This is a genomic window from Catellatospora tritici (genome assembly GCF_019083965.1).
Taxonomy (GTDB): Bacteria; Actinomycetota; Actinomycetes; order Mycobacteriales; family Micromonosporaceae; genus Catellatospora; species Catellatospora tritici.
In genome coordinates, this window is record NZ_JAHRCY010000007.1 from 385,410 (window position 1) to 401,192 (window position 15,783).

A 15,783-nucleotide genomic window follows, 5' to 3' on the forward strand; every position below is an offset into this window, starting at 1 on the left:
CGGTCGGACGCCCGAAGAGAAGAAGGAGGCAGGAGCTATGGGCTCCGTCCGCGTTGCCATCGTCGGTGTCGGTAACTGCGCCTCGTCCCTGATCCAGGGCGTGGAGTACTACCGGGACGCCGACCCCAACGAGCGTGTACCCGGCCTGATGCACGTCGACTTCGGCGGCTACCACGTCCGTGACGTGGAGTTCGTCGCCGCCTTCGACGTGGACGCCAAGAAGGTCGGCCGGGACCTGGCCGAGGCCATCGTCGCCAGCGAGAACAACACCATCAAGCTGTGTGACGTGGCGCCCACCGGTGTCACCGTGCAGCGCGGCCCGACCTTCGACGGCCTGGGCGAGTACTACCGCGAGATGATCGAGGAGTCGGACGACTCCCCGGTCGACGTGGTCAAGGTGCTCAAGGACGCCAAGGTCGACGTCGTGGTGGCCTACCTTCCGGTCGGCTCGGAGCAGGCGGACAAGTTCTACGCCCAGGCCGCGATCGACGCGGGCTGCGCGTTCGTCAACGCGCTGCCGGTGTTCATCGCCTCCGACCCGGTGTGGGCCAAGAAGTTCGAGGACGCCGGGCTGCCGATCGTCGGTGACGACATCAAGAGCCAAGTCGGCGCCACCATCGTGCACCGCGCGCTGGCGAAGCTGTTCGAGGACCGCGGTGTCGAGTTGCTGCGTACGTACCAGCTGAACTTCGGCGGCAACATGGACTTCATGAACATGCTGGAGCGTAAGCGCCTGGTCTCGAAGAAGATCTCGAAGACCCAGTCGGTGACGTCCCAGATCCCGCACGAGATGGGCAAGAGTGACGTGCACATCGGGCCGTCGGACCACGTGCCGTGGCTGGACGACCGCAAGTGGGCCTACATCCGCCTGGAGGGCCGCTCCTTCGGCGACACCCCGCTGAACGCCGAGCTCAAGCTCGAGGTGTGGGACTCGCCGAACTCGGCCGGCGTCATCATCGACGCGGTGCGCGCCGCGAAGATCGCGCTGGACCGCAAGATCGGTGGCCCGATCCTGTCCGCTTCGAGCTACTTTATGAAGTCGCCGCCGGTGCAGTACAACGACCACGACGCCCACGAGGCCGTCGAGGGCTTCATCAAGGGCACCGTAAATCGTTGATTTCGTAGCCCGCACATGAAGATGTGAGCGGGATTACTCACTCAACCGTCGATGGCCTATCTGCTGCAGAAATCGACTCAGGTCGATGGGCAGATAGGCCATCATCTGTACTAAGTGGCCTCTGACGTTCCACTTCTGGGCATGCTCAGCGTATGGACCCGATGCCCCAGAGTATGCATAGTGAAGCTATGGGTAAGTCAGATCTCATGGACCGGGTGGCCACGGACCTAACCAAGGGCCATACCTACCCGGCGATCCAGCGCATGCACAGCCTGGTCGCCGCGCACCCCACCGACCTCGATCTCCGGCGAAGACTCGCGGCGATCTACCGGGCCACCGGCAACGCCGTCGAAGCCGGCCGCTGGTCCTACCTGGACGACTCCGCCGACCCCGCCGAAATCGGCGCGTTCGAGAGCCGGTACCCGCTGCACCGCCGTCTCGAGGCGCTGCGCTGGCCCGCCGGAGCCCACGCCCCCACCGACATCTCCCGGGTACGGCTCGCCCCGCTGCAAGCAGTGGCTGTAGCGACCCCGACATCCGCCGCACCGCCCGGTCTACGGCGGCTGACGACCGCCACGGCGGTGACAGCCCTGGTCGCGCTGGCTCTGCTCGCCGTCATCGGCGCCCAGACCGTGCTGGAGTGGTTGTTCTGACAGGACGGGGCTGCTGCCGCGTGAGGCCGGCCCCCTCATTTTCTGTGACCCGGCCGTTATAAATGCCTCTGGCGTGATCGGCACCAGTCCATAAGGATCAGTGCGTGGCAAAGGCGGACGTACTCGCCCGGGTGCGCGCCGATCTCGCGGCCGGGCATACCCATGTGGCTGTTCAGCGCCTCCGGACGCTGCTCGCGGTGCTGCCCAACGACCTGGAGGTCCGCGCGCTGCTGACCTCTGTCTATCGGCAGACGGGCAATCCGGTCGAGGCGGGCCGCTGGGGCTTCCTCACCGACGAGGTACGCGAGTCGGAACTCACCGCGTACGCCAAGGCCAATCCGGACCCCTGGCAACGACTGCGCCTGCTGCACTTCGACGGCGATCCGGTCGGCCTGTCCGACGCCGCCGCGCAGCGCCTCGTGCAGCTGGCCGAGGAGGCCGAGAAGTCCGGCGCGCCCAGCCGCTGGGTCGGCTCGTACCGGGCCCCCGGCAAGAGCCGCGGCGTCGCCCTGCCGTGCCTGTTCACCACGATCGTGCTGCTCGTGGCCCTCGCCCTCGTCGGCATCGGCGCCTGGAAAGTAATGGCGTACCTCCTAGCCTGACCCCGACCGCGCGCTCCCGGCGGCGTCTGGACTGAGGAGCGTGACCGGGCCGAAGGCTCGGCAGCGACGAGGGAAGACGCCGCCTGAAAGGCGAGCGCGCCGCGCCCGCGGAGGCGGGCGCCAGGTTGCAGCTGGGGGCTACCTTCTGGGCCGTGGGTATCGCGACGCTGATCTTCCTGGTCATCGGGGCCATGGGCATCGTCCTGGCCGCGGTCGCCATGCTCGGTGGCGACCTGCTCGACCTCGGTGACGGATTCGTCTCCACCGAGCTCGTGGCTTCGTTCGTCGGCGGGTTCGGCTTCGCCGCCGCCATCCTCAACGAACTGGTCGGCGGCGATGTCGGCCTGATCGCGGTGCTCGCGCTGGGCCTGGCGGCGGCGATCCCCATCGCCGTGCTTACCGGTCTGCTGGCCAACCGCCTCGGCGACATGCCCACCGATGCCACCCCGACCCGCGCCGACCTGGTCGGCACCCGGGGCGTCGTGGTGACGCCGGTGCCCGCCGGCGGCTACGGCGAGGTGCGGATCCGCATCGGCGGCCAGCCCGTGAAGCTCGGCGCCCGCGCCGACCGGCCCGTACCGCTGGGCATGAAGGTCCTCGTGGTCGAGGCCCTCAGTGACACCAGCGTGTACGTTCGGGAACTCCCCGAGCAGTAGCTCCTCCGGCGGCACGCGCTGCCGCCCAGTCAGAAGGAAGGCAATGTCACTCCTCTACATCGCGATCGCCGGCGGCGTACTGCTGCTGCTTCTGGTCGTCCTGTTCGTGCTGTCACGGATCAAGGTGGCCGGGCCCAACGAGGCGTTCATCGTCACCGGCCGCAAGGGCCGCAGCATCGAGTCCGCCGACGGCGTCCGCTCCACCGACCTGTCCGGCCAGAAGGTCGTCATGGGCGCCTCGGTGTTCGTGCTGCCGGTCGTGCAGAAGCTGCAGGTGCTCGACCTGTCCAGCCGCCGTATCCACGTGGAGATCACCGGCGCGGTCAGCAAGCAGGGCATCCGGGCCAACCTCCAGGGCGTCGCGATCGTCAAGGTCGGCGGTACCGAGGATGCCATCCGCGCCTCGGCGCAGCGGTTCCTGCACCAGCAGGCTGAGATCGAGGAGTTCACCCGCGAGGTGCTCGCCGGTGCGCTGCGCTCCATCGTCGGCCGACTCACCATCGAGGAGATCATCCGCGACCGGGCCGCGTTCGCCAGCGCGGTGGCCGAGGAGGCGGAGCACTCGATGACCAACCAGGGTCTGGTGCTCGACACCTTCCAGCTCCAGGACATCCTCGCCGAGGGGTCGTACCTGCAGGACCTGGGTCGGCCCGAGGCCGCCCGGGTGCTCAAGGACGCCGCCATCGCCGAGGCCGTCGCCCGCCAGCAGGCGGAGCAGGCCCGGCTGCTGGCCGAGGAGTCGATCGCCGAGGCCCAGCGCAACCTGGCCCTCAAGCAGGCCGCCATCCAGGCCGAGATCGACGCCGCCAAGGCCGTCTCCGCCGCCGCCGGTCCGCTGGCCGAGGCCGAGCGCCAGCAGATCATCATCGCCGAGCAGCGAAAGGTCGCCGAGCAGAACGCCGAGCTCAAGCAGCGGCAGCTCGACACCGAGGTCCGCAAGCCCGCCGACGCGGCGCGGTACAAGGTCGAGCAGGAGGCCGAGGCCGACCGCAACGCCCGGGTGCTCGCCGCCGACGCGGCCCGCCAGGCGACCATCGCCGCCGCGCAGGCCAACGCCGAGCAGGCGCGGCTCACCGGTGAGGGTGAGCGGGCGCGGCGTGCCGCGCTGGCCGAGGCCAACGCCATCGAAGGTGCCAAGGAGGGTGAGGCGGAGCAGCGCCGCCGGTCGGCCATCGCGGAGGCGGTCGAGCGGGAAGGTACCGCCAACGCCGCGGCGATCCTGGCCACGGGTCAGTCCGAGGCCGAGGCCATGCGCCTCAAGGCCGAGGCGTTCGCCCAGTACAACGAGGCGGCCGTGCTCGATCTGCTGGTCAAGGTGCTGCCCCAGGTGGTGGCGGCCGCGGCCGCGCCGATGAGCGCCATCGACAAGATGACCGTGATCTCCACCGACGGCGCCAGCTCGCTGACCAAGTCCGTCGCCTCGAACGTGGCGCAGGGCCTGCAGCTGGGCACGGACCTGACCGGTATCGACCTGCCCGCGCTGCTGGCCAAGGTCACCGGCGCGGCTCGCGAGAGCTGAGTTCCCCACCGGGCCGGCGTTCCCCGTCGTAGCACGGGGGCGCCGGCCCCGTTCATGCCAGCGGGTTGTTGCGTTCACGTACGACCGGCCGAAGGCACGTAGGGTGGGTGACGTGCCGCACCCCGTGATCCCGAACACCACCGACAGCACCGCGCCGGTCGCGTCCTCGCGCGCGATCCTGGCCGGCGGGCCGTTCCGGCGGCTGCTGGCGACCCGGCTGACCAGCCAGGTCGCCGACGGGTGGTTCCAGGCGGGTCTGGGCGGGGCGCTGCTGTTCAACCCGGAGAAGCAGAGCAGCCCCGTCGCCATCGCGGCCGGGTTCGCGATCCTGCTGTTGCCGTACTCGGTGCTCGGGCCGTACGTCGGTGTGCTGCTGGACCGCTGGGACCGCCGGGCCTCGCTGTCGTTCGCGAACATCGCCCGCGCGGTGATGGTGATCCCGTGCGCGGCGCTGCTGTGGTCGGGGCTGCAGGGCGTCGGTTTCGCCGTCTCCGCGCTCATCGTCATCGCGATCAACCGGTTCTTCCTGGCCGGGCTGTCCGCCTCGTTACCGCACGTGGTGGAGGACCGCAAGCTGGTCCCGGCCAACGCGCTCGCCTCAACGCTGGGCACCATCTGCTACTCGATCGGGTTGTTCAGCTCAGCGGTGCTGATCGGCCTGCACGTCGTCGGCGGCGACCGCCACGGGTACGGCCTGATCTGCGCCTCCGCCGCCGTCGGCTACCTGCTGTCCGGCCTGCTGGCGCGCTCGCTGTTCCAGCCCGGCGAGCTCGGCCCGCTGGCCGAGGAGCGACGGACCGGCAGGCTGCTGCAGGCGCTGGTCGAGGTGTTCCGGGGCATGGTCGAGGGGGCGCGTCACCTGGCCGGTCGGCGCAAGGCCGCGCGGGTGATGCTGCTGCAGGCGGGCTACCGCTACTTCTACGGCGTGCTCACCCTCGCCACACTGCTGCTCTACAGCCGCTACTTCGGCAACAGCACCGAGCGGTCGGGGCAGTCGCTGCTGTCGCTGGGGCTCGTGGTGATCCTCGGCGCGGCCGGGGTGGCGCTGGCCGCCGTCATCACGCCGTTGGCGGTGCGCTGGTGGGACGCGCGGCGCTGGCTGGTCGCGGTGGTCGCGGGCGTGGGTGTGGTGGTGCTGCTCTTCGGCCTGCCGTTCCGGCAGTCACCGCTGCTGGTGGCCGTGTTCCTGGTGAACGTCGCCGCGCAGAGCATCAAGATCATCGTTGACGCCACGCTGCAGCACGAGTGCGACGACGCCTACCGCGGGCGGATCTTCAGCGTGAACGACACCCTGTTCAACCTGCTCTGGGTCGGCGGCCTGTTCACCGCCGCGTTCACGCTGCCGCCCAACGGCAAGTCCGTCCTCGCGCTGGTCCTGACCGCCGCGTCGTTCATGCTGCTCGCGTTCTGGTACGCCACAGCCTCGCGCCCGGACCGACCGACCCCCGCCTGATCATCTGACTTGCCCGGCGATCGGCCGTTTCAGGGGCCATACGGTGACCGACTGCCCGGCAGTTCGAGGATCCTGGGCCCACGACCGCCCCGCGAGGGCCCGACCGCCGCCGCTCCCGCGAGTGCCCGCCGGGTCAGGCTTCCGGGATGAGGCCTTCGGCTCTGGCCCAGCGCTGCAACTCCGCCTCGGCCTCGTCGCGGTCGAGCGGCCCGCGCTCCAGCCGCAGCTCCTTGAGGTGCTTCCAGGCACGGCCGACGATCGGACCCGGCGGAACGCCGAGCAGCTCCATAATCGCGTTGCCGTCCAGGTCCGGGCGGACCCGAGCCAGGTCCTCGGCCTCCTGTAGCTGCGCGATGCGCTGCTCCAGCGCGTCGTAGTCGGCGGCCAGCTGGGCTGCCTTACGTCTGTTGCGGGTGGTGCAGTCGGAGCGGGTGAGCTTGTGCAGCCGGTTGAGCTGGTCGGCGGCGTCGGTGACGTACCGGCGCACCGCCGAGTCGGTCCACTCGCCCCGGCCGTACCCGTAGAAGCGCAGGTGCAGCGCGACCAGCTGGACCACCGGCGTGATGACGTCCTTGGGGAACTTCATCAGCTTGAGGCGCGACTTGGCCAGGCGGGCGCCGACCATCTCGTGGTGGTGGAAACTCACGCCGCCGTCGGCGCCCACGGCCTTGGTGGCGGGCTTGCCGATGTCGTGCAGCAGCGCGGCCAGCCGCAGCACCAGGTCGGGACCGCCGTCGACGGTGTCGAAGCCGACCGCGTTGGCGACCACCTTGAGCGTGTGCTCGTACACGTCCTTGTGCTGGGCGTGCTCGTCGATCTCCAGCTTCAGCCCAGCCAGCTCGGGCAGGAACTGGTCGGCCAGGCCGGTGTCGACCAGCAGCCGCAGGCCGGTGACCGGGTCGGCGCCGAGCATCAGCTTGCTGAACTCGTCGCGGATGCGCTCGGCCGTGATCCGCTGGAGGTCGGCCGACATCCGCTCCATCGCCTCGACCACCGATGGCTCGACCTCGAAGCGCAGCTGCGCGGCGAACCGGGCCGCGCGCAGCATGCGCAGCGGGTCGTCGCCGAACGACTGCTGCGGCGTGCCGGGGGTACGGATCACCCGCGCGGCCAGGTCCCGCAGCCCGCCGAAGGGGTCGGCGAACTCGTGCCCCGGCAGGCTCACCGCCATCGCGTTGACCGTGAAGTCGCGGCGCACCAGGTCGTCGTGCAGGTTCGTGCCGTACTGCACCTGGGGGTTGCGGCTGATCCCGTCGTAGGACTCCGCGCGGTAGGTGGTGATCTCCAGCCGCAGGCCCGAGCGCTGGGCGCCGATGGTGCCGAACTCGCGACCGGTCTCCCAGGTCGCCTCGGCCCAGCCCTTCAGCAGGCGCAGCGTCTCGTCCGGGTGCGCGTCGGTGCAGAAGTCGAGGTCGTCGCCGAGCCGCCCCAACAGGGCGTCACGGACGGAACCGCCCACGAGGTGCAGTTGGTGACCGGCCTTGGCGAACCGGCGACCCAGTTCGTCGGCGACGGGGGAGACGCGCAACAGCTCGGTGACGGCGTTGCGCTGGGCTTCGGAGAGCGGAGTGGAGGGCGACATCGATCATCCAGCCTACTTGGCGGGCTGCTCAGCCTGATTCGCAGGTATGGTGCATGCCATGACCGCCCCCGATCGCCTCCCCCCGATCGACGCCGCCGATCACACCGCTGTGCTGCCACGGCTGGTGTCCGACGGGCTGCCCGCCGAGGAGCTGGAGGCCGCGGCCGAGCCCAGCTTCGAGGACGAGCACAAGGGTGCGGCCGGTAACTCGATGCTCATGGCGGTCGGCTCGCTGGTCAGCCGAGGCACGGGCTTCCTGCGTACCGCGGTGCTGACGGCCGCCATCGGCACCGAGGTGCTGGGCGACACGTACACCACGGCGCAGATCTTCCCCGGCATGATCTACGAGCTGCTGCTCGGCGGCATTCTGTCCAGCGTGCTGGTGCCGATGCTGGTCCGCGCGCGCAAGACGGACCCGGACCGGGGCGAGGCGTACACGCAGCGGTTGCTGACGATCACCATGATCGTGCTGGGCATCACCACCGTGCTCGCGGTGATCTGCGCCCCGCTGCTGTCGCTGACCTACGCCAGCGGCAACCCGCAGGAGTACCGCGACCTGATCACGGCCCTGTCGTACCTGATGCTGCCGACGATCTTCTTCTACGGCGTGACCGGTCTGTGCAGCGCGGTGCTGAACACCCGGGGCAGGTTCGGGCCCCCCATGTGGACCCCGATCCTCAACAACATCGTGGTCATCGGCACCGGCATCGCGTTCATGGTCATCTACCACGACAAGCCGGTCACCGACCCGAGCCAGGTGACCCGGGGCGAGATCCTGCTGCTCGGCGGCGGCGTGCTGCTCGGCATCCTGATCCAGTCGATCGGCCTGCTGCCGGCGCTGCGCAAGGTGGGCTTCCGCTGGCGGCTGAGGTTCGGCTTCCGCGAGCTCGGCCTGCGGCGGCTGGCGCGCATCGGCGGCTGGATGCTCTGCTACGTGATCGTCAACCAACTCGCGCTGCTGGTGATGACGAACCTGCTCAACCGCGGTCAGAAGCACGGCCCCGGCCCCATGATCTACAACAACGTCTTCCTGCTGATGATGATGGCGCACGGCATCATCGCCGTATCGATCATCACGGCGCTGCTGCCCCGGATGAGCGCCGCCGCCGCCGACGGGCGTGCGAGCGACATCGCCGCCGACCTGGGCCGCGGCATCCGCATGGTGTCCGTGGTCATCGCGCCGATCGCGGTCACCTACGCCGTCCTGGCGCTGCCGATCGCCATCGCGCTGTTCGAGCGCGGTGCCGTCAACCGGGAAGCCTCGATCCACACCGCGCCGGTGCTGATGGTGGCGGGCCTGGCGCTGCTGCCGTTCGCGATCAGCCAGCTGTTCAACTTCAGCTACTACGCCATGCAGGACACGAAGACCCCCGCCCTGATCAACCTCCCGGTGATCTCACTGCGACTGGCGCTGCAGCTCGGCTGGATCGCCGCGTTCGCGATCAGCACCACCGCGGTCGGCATGATGTTCGGCAACGCGGTCTCCTACATCGCGGCCGCGCTGTTCTCGGCGGTGCTGCTCAAGCGCCGGATCGGTCTGATCGGCCTGCGCCGGATCTCCACCACGCTGGCCAAGGTGCTGGTCGCGGCGCTGATCGCGGCGGCGGCCGGCTGGGGCAGCGTCAAGCTGCTCTACATGGGCGCCACCCAGAGCTCCGTCAGCAGCCTCACCGCCTGGGTCACCCTCATCTTCGGCGGCCTGATCATCTGCGGCGTGTACGGCGCGGTCACCCTCGCCCTGCGCGTGGAAGAGGTCCACGACGTCCTCGGCATGGTCCGCCGTCGCCTCGGCAGGTGACCCCCGCCCGCCGGGCGCAAGCTTCGCAGCCCGGGTAGGTGCAGTTTTGGGGAAACTGCGCTTATCCGGCCAAGATTCCAGCACGTTCCCTGCACCCTGCCGGTAAGCGGGGGCGGCCTCAGCGGCGGCGTCGGGTGCCGAAGATGCTGCGGATGATGGCGGTGCCCGCCGCGGCGGCAGCCGTGGTGAGCAGGCGTTTGGTGGTCCGGGAGCCGAGGATCTGCTCGGCGAGGTTGGGGTCCGGCTTGGGTTGAGCCTGCCGCCCGGCGGGCGGGGGAGCGGCCTGCAGCGGGGGAGCGGCGGCGGCGATGCGCGCGGTGAGGATCTCGTACGCCGACTCGCGGTCCACCGGCTGGTTGTACTTCGTGCCCAGTGGCGAGGCGGCCACCACCGCCCCGAGCACCGTCGGGTCGACGGCCGCCATCAACGACTGCGGTGCGCGCAGCCGGGTCCAGGCCACCGGCGTCGGGGCGCCCTTCTCGTTGAGCACCGTGACGATCGCCTCACCCGTACCGAGCTGGGTCAGCACCTGCTGCAGGTCGTAGTCCGACTTCGGGAACGTCGACACGGTCGCCTTGAGCGCCTTGGCGTCGTCCGGCGTGTACGCCCGCAGCGCGTGCTGGACCCGGTTGCCCAGCTGCGCCAGCACGTCGGCGTGCACGTCCTTCGGCGTCTGCGTGACGAAGAAGACACCTACTCCTTTGGAACGGATCAGCCGCACCGTCTGGGTGATCGATTCGAGGAACGCCTTGGACGCGTCCTTGAACAGCAGGTGCGCCTCGTCGAAGAAGAAGACGAGCTTCGGCTTGTCGGGGTCGCCGACCTCGGGCAGCTCCTCGTACAGCTCGGCGAGCAGCCACATCAGGAAAGAGGAGAACAGCGCGGGCTGCGCGACCACCCCGGGCAGCTCCAGGATGGTGACCATGCCTCGGCCGTCGGGCGCCACCCGCAGCAGGTCGGGGGTGTCGAACTGGGGTTCGCCGAAGAACGCGTCCGCGCCCGCGTCGCTGAACCCGATCAGCTCGCGCAGCAGCACCCCGGCGGTCTGCTTGGACAGCCCGCCCAGGTTCTTCAGCTCGGCGGCGCCCTCGTCGGAGACCAGGTACTGGATCACCGCGCGCAGGTCCTTGATGTCGACCAGCGGCAGCGCCTTCTGGTCGGCGAAGTGGAACACCAGGTTGAGGGAGGACTGCTGCACCTCGGTGAGCCCGAGCACCTTGGACAGCAGCAGCGGCCCGAAATCGGTGACGGTCGCCCGGATCGGCACCCCGACGCCTCTGCCGCCGAGGGTGAGGAACTCGCACGGGTACGCCGTCGGCGTCCACGGCTGGCCCAGCTCGGCCATCCGCTCCGTGATCCGGTCGGACGCGGTGGCGGCGGCGGCCATACCGCTGACGTCGCCCTTGATGTCGGCGAGGAAGACCGGGACGCCGGCCGCGGACAACTGCTCGGCCATGACCTGCAGCGTCTTGGTCTTGCCGGTGCCGGTCGCGCCCGCGACCAGCCCGTGCCGGTTGAGCATGGCCAGCGGCAGGCGGATCGGGCACTGGGGATCGGCCTTGCCGTCGTCGACCACGAGAGCACCGAGTTCGAGCGTGGCTCCCGCGAAGGCGTACCCCGCCTTGATCGCCTCGGCATCCATCAGCGCCCCCTGCCTGTTTTGCCCGATATGGAGGAAGCGTAGCCACTTTGTGTCCTACGCAGGGAGTATCTGACTCGGCGGGTGGTATACGTTCGAATCCGAGAACGGGGCGCCTTACCGGTACGCCGATCCGTCGGATAGCTGTAAGGTCGCACTCGGCAACCGAGCGGAGCGCCTAGGCTCTCTAAGTAGCGGACGGCGTCCTCGCGACTTCGGCGGCGGCCGAAGTCATCGATGCGAAGACACACTGCTTCACGAGGGGGAGGACGGGTGACCCAGGTCGGCGAGGGTCCACGCGCGGCCGAGCCGGCGGCGGAAACCCGCGGCGGGCTCTCGGCTGGCGACGTGCTGGCCGAGCGGTATCGCCTCGAGGAGCACATCAACAACGACAGCGCCGGCCGCCAGGTGTGGCGCGGCGTCGACGTCGTGCTCCGGCGCCCCGTGGCCCTCGTGCTCCGACGCCCCGGCGGCTCGTCCGCCGAGGAGATGCTGTCGGCCGCGGTGACCGCCAGTCGGGTCGTGCACCCCAACCTGATCGGCGTCTACGACGCCATCGACGAGGGCAGCCAGGCATACGTGGTCCGCGAGTGGATCGAGGGTGTGGCCCTGCGCGACCTGGTCGCGGACGAGGGCCCCTTCGACGCCGAGCGCACCACCACGGTGCTGCACGCGGTCGCCGACGCGGTGTCCGCGCTGCACGCCAGCGGCATGGCGCACGGAAACGTGCACCCCGGCACCGTGCTCGTCGCCAACGACAGCCGGGTCGTGCTCGCCGACGCGCGGGTCGACGCCAACACCAGCGCCGAGGCCGATGTGCGCAGCCTCGGCGCGCTCGCCTACTTCATGCTCACCGGCCACTGGCCCACCGAGGGCGGGCGGTCCGCACTGCCCGACGGCCGCCGCGACGGCACGGGTGCGCTCGTCGCACCGCGCAACGTCCGAGCCGGCGTCCCGACGTACCTCGACGACCTGGTCATGGACCTGCTCGACGGCAAGCTCGCGCTGCCCACGGCCCAGGTGCTCGCCTCCGAGCTGGCCCGGCTGGACACCGGCGAGCGGCTGCTGCTCGGCGGCAACGGCACGCTGCGCTTCGCCGACGAGATCGCCCCGGAGACCACCACCCGGGCCACCACCCCCAAGCTGCTCATCGCGGGCGGCGTGGCGGTGGCACTGGTCATCGCGGGGTTGGTCTTCGCCATCCGGGCGCTCAACTCCGGCGGCGAGGACCCGCTGGCCCAGGCCCCGGCCAGCGCCTCGCCGCAGGCCACCGCGTCGCCGGCGCCGCAGCCGCACGCCCTGAAGCTGCGCGCCGACCAGGTCCGCATCGTCGACCCCAAGGGCGACCGCAGCGAGACCAAGGACTCCGAGCTGGTCGTCGACGGCAACCCGAAGACGGCGTGGCAGACCAGCCGCTACTACAACCGCTCGAACTTCGGCAACAGCAAGGCCGGCATGGGCATCCTGATCAAGCTGGACCAGCCGGCGCTGGTGTCCAGCGTGCGGGTGCAGCTGACCGTGCCGGGCGCCTCGGCCGAGCTGCGCTACGGCAACGCCGACCAGCCGGCCACCAGCGCCGGCGACAAGACCATCGTCGAGACGTACAAGCGGCTCGGCGAGCCGGTCGGCAAGGACTCCGGCACCACGATGGTGTTCCCGGCCGACACCTCGGTGCCGTACCAGTTCCTCATGGTCTGGATCACCGACCTGCCGCTGGAGACCGCCAACAAGTACCGCATCGGCGTGCAGGAGATCGTGGTCGAGGTGCAGTGACCGGCCCGGATCCCCGTACCGACGAGGAGCTGCTGCACGCCCACGTCGCTGGTGACCCCCACGCCTTCGGGCTGCTGTTCCGCCGACACCGCGACCGCCTCTGGGCGGTCGCCGTGCGCACCGTCAACGACCGCGAGGACGCCGCCGACGCACTGCAGGAAGCCATGCTGTCGGCGCACCGCGCGGCGGCCAGGTTCCGGGGTGAGGCCGCCGTCACCACCTGGCTGCACCGCATCGTGGTGAACGCCTGCGTCGACCGACTGCGGCGACGCCAGACCCACGCCACTGTCCCGCTGCCGGGCCAGGTCGGCCACGACGAGGACGACCGTGGCGCCGGGCGCCACGAACCGGCCGCCCCGACCACGGATCACGACACCGCGATGGTCGTGCGCGCGGCGCTGGCCGAGCTGCCGTACGAGCAGCGCGCCGCTCTCGTCCTGGTCGACCTGCAGGGCTACTCGGTGGCCGAAGTGGCGATCATGATGGGAGTGGCGGAGGGCACCATCAAGAGCCGCTGTTCACGCGGTCGCGCCCGGTTGGCTGTGATGTTGGGCCACCTACGCAACCTCAGCGGCGACGGCGACGTCCGACCCGACACGGCCACACAGCCGCGCGACAGCCAGACCATGCCGAGAGGAGGCGCCTGATGAGCCCGGTCGATCTCGATCTGCTCGCCGACTACGTCGACGGTGCCCTCGACGGCACTCCCGACGAGGCCCGCGTGGCCGACCTCGTGGCCCACGACCCGGCCTGGGCCGAGGCCGCCGTCCGGCTCCGCACCGCGCTCCCGCTGGTCTCGGCCGACCTGGCCCTGCTCGCGGCAGCCACCGAACCCATGCCCGCCGACCTCGCGGCCCGCTTCGACGACCTGCTGGCCGGGCCGCAGTTCGCCGCGGTGCCCGCTCCCGCGCCGCGGCCGGGCACCGGCGAGCGCGCCCTGGATCGCCGCCCCGGTGCAGCCACCCGCCGCCGTCGCCGCTGGGCGGTTCCGGTCGGTGTCGCCGCGGCCGCGCTCGTGGTCGCCGGCGTGTCGCTGCCGCTGTCGCAGTACGGCGGGACCGGCGCCTATGACACCGCGGAGAAACCGGCCAGTGCGGAGCTGTACCCGTCGGTCCCGTTGTCGTCGAGCGGGCTCGACTACAACCGGGCCACGATCACCCCGAACGCGCGCGAGACGGATAAGTCGGCGCCGCCGATGACGACGCTCAGCACGCCCGAGGCGCCGAAGAGCGCGGCCGCGGACGGATATTCGGTCGACCGGGTTCCCGCAGCGCTGCAGCCGCTGGCCGCCTCGCAGCCCGCCCTCGCCGGCTGCCTCAACGCGGTGCTCTCGACGGTGCCGGGCACCGTCGAACTGGTCGACTTCGCCCGCTTCGAGGGGCGCCCCGCGGTCGTCATCTCGATCGCCGGGCCGGACCGGCACTGGGTCGTGGTGGCGGGTCCGCAGTGCGGTGTCGGTGGCTCTGACGAGCTCTTCCGGATCGCGGCGGACTAGACACAGTGAGCTGACCCACCGCTGGGGTGGTAAAGGAATGCGCGCTCCGTACGATGGCGTTTCAGCCTGCGTCAGCACGGCGAACCGATCGCTAGGAGCGCGTTTCGTGGAGAACGTCCGAAACCTGATCATCGTCGGCTCGGGTCCGGCTGGTTACACCGCCGCCGTGTACGCCGCACGCGCCAGCCTCAAGCCCCTGCTCATCGAAGGTGTCGAGTCCGGCGGCGCGCTGATGACCACCACCGAGATCGAGAACTTCCCCGGCTTCCCCGACGGCATCATGGGCCCCGAACTGATGGACCAGATGCGCAAGCAGGCCGAGCGGTTCGGCACCGAGTTCATCACCGACAACGCGACCCGGGTCGAGCTGTCCGGCGAGGTCAAGAGCGTCTGGGTCGGCGACACCGAGTACCGTGCCCGTGCCGTCATCCTGGCCACCGGTTCGGCGTGGCGCCCGCTGGGCGTGCCCGGCGAGCAGGAGCTGCTCGGCCACGGCGTCTCGTCCTGCGCGACCTGCGACGGCTTCTTCTTCCGGGGCCAGCGCATCGTCGTGGCGGGCGGCGGCGACTCGGCGATGGAGGAGGCCACCTTCCTCACCCGGTTCGCCGACCACGTCACGATCATCCACCGCCGCGACGAGTTCCGCGCCAGCAAGATCATGGCCGAGCGCGCCCTCTCGAACGAGAAGATCTCGGTCGAGTGGAACACCGTGATCGACGAGATCCTCGGTGCCGACGGCAAGGTCTCCGGCGTACGCGTGCACAACGTGATCACCGGCGAGTCCCGTGAACTGCCGGTCACCGGCGTATTCGTCGCCATCGGCCACGACCCGCGCAGCCAGATGTTCGTCGGCCAGGTAGAGATGGACGACGAGGGCTACGTGAAGGTCGACGCGCCGAGCACCCGTACCAGCATCCCCGGCGTCTTCGCCGCGGGTGACCTGGTCGACCACACCTACCGCCAGGCCATCACCGCCTCCGGCACCGGCTGTACCGCCGCGCTGGACGCGGAGCGGTTCTTGGCGCACTGACTGAGACACCGTAGAGATCTGAGATAGGAGAGACCCGAGATGGGATCCGCCAAGGCGGTCACCGACGCCTCGTTCGTCGCTGATGTACTGCAGTCCGACAAGCCGGTCCTGGTGGACTTCTGGGCCGAGTGGTGCGGCCCGTGCCGCAAGGTCGCCCCGGTGCTCGAGGAGATCGCCACCGAGATGAAGGACCAGGTCACCATCGTGAAGCTGGACATCGACGCCAACCCGGAGACCGCACGGGCCTACCGGGTCATGTCGGTGCCGACGCTGACCCTGTTCAAGGGCGGCCAGCCGGTGCAGTCGGTCGCGGGCGCCCGCCCGAAGGGCGACATCGTCCGGCTGATCGAGTCCGCTCTCTGACAGCGTCTTACGAGGCCCCGGGCTCAGGCTCGGGGCCTCGGTCTGTTACGGCGCCCCCGGACAGCCGTAACCGTGGCGCGCGTCACTGGCGGGCCGACAGGCG

General features: G+C 70.2%; 14 protein-coding genes. 12 read left to right on the forward strand and 2 right to left on the reverse strand.

Annotated features, from left to right (window positions below):
* Positions 1 to 37 precede the first annotated feature (37 nt).
* The 6 genes from KUA19_RS18865 (at position 38) to KUA19_RS18890 (ending at position 6,000) form a co-directional block, all read left to right on the forward strand.
* On the forward strand, positions 38 to 1,117 hold the full coding sequence (locus tag KUA19_RS18865) for an inositol-3-phosphate synthase (RefSeq protein ID WP_217397300.1): 1,080 nt from the start codon (positions 38 to 40) through the stop codon (positions 1,115 to 1,117).
* A 188-nt stretch (positions 1,118 to 1,305) separates the two neighbouring features.
* The gene (locus tag KUA19_RS18870; RefSeq protein ID WP_217397301.1) at positions 1,306 to 1,770 is read left to right on the forward strand and encodes a DUF6584 family protein; all 465 of its coding nucleotides are present in this window, start codon (positions 1,306 to 1,308) and stop codon (positions 1,768 to 1,770) included.
* A gap of 104 nt (positions 1,771 to 1,874) precedes the next feature.
* Entirely contained in the window at positions 1,875 to 2,372 is a 498-nt protein-coding gene (locus KUA19_RS18875) for a DUF6584 family protein (protein WP_217397302.1), read from the forward strand.
* Between the two features lie 158 nt (positions 2,373 to 2,530).
* Positions 2,531 to 3,028, forward strand: a complete 498-nt coding sequence (locus KUA19_RS18880) for an NfeD C-terminal domain-containing protein (RefSeq protein ID WP_217397383.1) — start codon at positions 2,531 to 2,533, stop codon at positions 3,026 to 3,028.
* A gap of 43 nt (positions 3,029 to 3,071) precedes the next feature.
* A complete protein-coding gene (locus KUA19_RS18885; protein ID WP_217397303.1) occupies positions 3,072 to 4,547 on the forward strand; it encodes a flotillin family protein in 1,476 nt (491 codons plus the stop codon).
* A 112-nt stretch (positions 4,548 to 4,659) separates the two neighbouring features.
* Positions 4,660 to 6,000: an MFS transporter gene (locus KUA19_RS18890; RefSeq protein WP_217397304.1), complete on the forward strand. Its 1,341-nt coding sequence runs from the start codon at positions 4,660 to 4,662 to the stop codon at positions 5,998 to 6,000.
* A 133-nt stretch (positions 6,001 to 6,133) separates the two neighbouring features.
* Here KUA19_RS18890 and KUA19_RS18895 read toward each other — a convergent pair whose 3' ends face one another.
* Positions 6,134 to 7,582, reverse strand: a complete 1,449-nt coding sequence (locus tag KUA19_RS18895) for a CCA tRNA nucleotidyltransferase (RefSeq protein ID WP_217397305.1) — start codon at positions 7,580 to 7,582, stop codon at positions 6,134 to 6,136.
* Between the two features lie 58 nt (positions 7,583 to 7,640).
* Between KUA19_RS18895 and murJ the strand changes: the two genes are divergently transcribed.
* Positions 7,641 to 9,380 carry a murein biosynthesis integral membrane protein MurJ gene (gene murJ, locus KUA19_RS18900; protein WP_217397306.1) on the forward strand — a complete coding sequence of 580 codons (1,740 nt, stop codon included), beginning with the start codon at positions 7,641 to 7,643 and terminating at the stop codon, positions 9,378 to 9,380.
* Between the two features lie 118 nt (positions 9,381 to 9,498).
* On the opposite strand, the gene KUA19_RS18905 is transcribed toward murJ, so the two are convergent.
* A complete protein-coding gene (locus KUA19_RS18905; protein WP_254549633.1) occupies positions 9,499 to 11,022 on the reverse strand; it encodes a helicase HerA-like domain-containing protein in 1,524 nt (507 codons plus the stop codon).
* A gap of 234 nt (positions 11,023 to 11,256) precedes the next feature.
* Between KUA19_RS18905 and KUA19_RS18910 the strand changes: the two genes are divergently transcribed.
* The 5 genes from KUA19_RS18910 (at position 11,257) to trxA (ending at position 15,680) form a co-directional block, all read left to right on the forward strand.
* On the forward strand, positions 11,257 to 12,792 hold the full coding sequence (locus KUA19_RS18910) for a protein kinase family protein (protein ID WP_217397307.1): 1,536 nt from the start codon (positions 11,257 to 11,259) through the stop codon (positions 12,790 to 12,792).
* The gene (gene sigM, locus KUA19_RS18915; RefSeq protein ID WP_217397308.1) at positions 12,789 to 13,439 is read left to right on the forward strand and encodes an RNA polymerase sigma factor SigM; all 651 of its coding nucleotides are present in this window, start codon (positions 12,789 to 12,791) and stop codon (positions 13,437 to 13,439) included. Before KUA19_RS18910 ends, sigM begins: the two co-directional genes overlap by 4 nt.
* Complete coding sequence (locus tag KUA19_RS18920) at positions 13,439 to 14,287, forward strand: RsmA family anti-sigma factor (protein ID WP_217397309.1); 849 nt, start codon at positions 13,439 to 13,441, stop codon at positions 14,285 to 14,287. Before sigM ends, KUA19_RS18920 begins: the two co-directional genes overlap by 1 nt.
* A gap of 106 nt (positions 14,288 to 14,393) precedes the next feature.
* A complete protein-coding gene (trxB, locus tag KUA19_RS18925) occupies positions 14,394 to 15,317 on the forward strand; it encodes a thioredoxin-disulfide reductase (protein ID WP_217397310.1) in 924 nt (307 codons plus the stop codon).
* Positions 15,318 to 15,356: 39 nt separating this feature from the next.
* Positions 15,357 to 15,680 carry a thioredoxin gene (gene trxA, locus KUA19_RS18930; RefSeq protein WP_217397311.1) on the forward strand — a complete coding sequence of 108 codons (324 nt, stop codon included), beginning with the start codon at positions 15,357 to 15,359 and terminating at the stop codon, positions 15,678 to 15,680.
* The last annotated feature ends 103 nt before the right edge of the window (positions 15,681 to 15,783 follow it).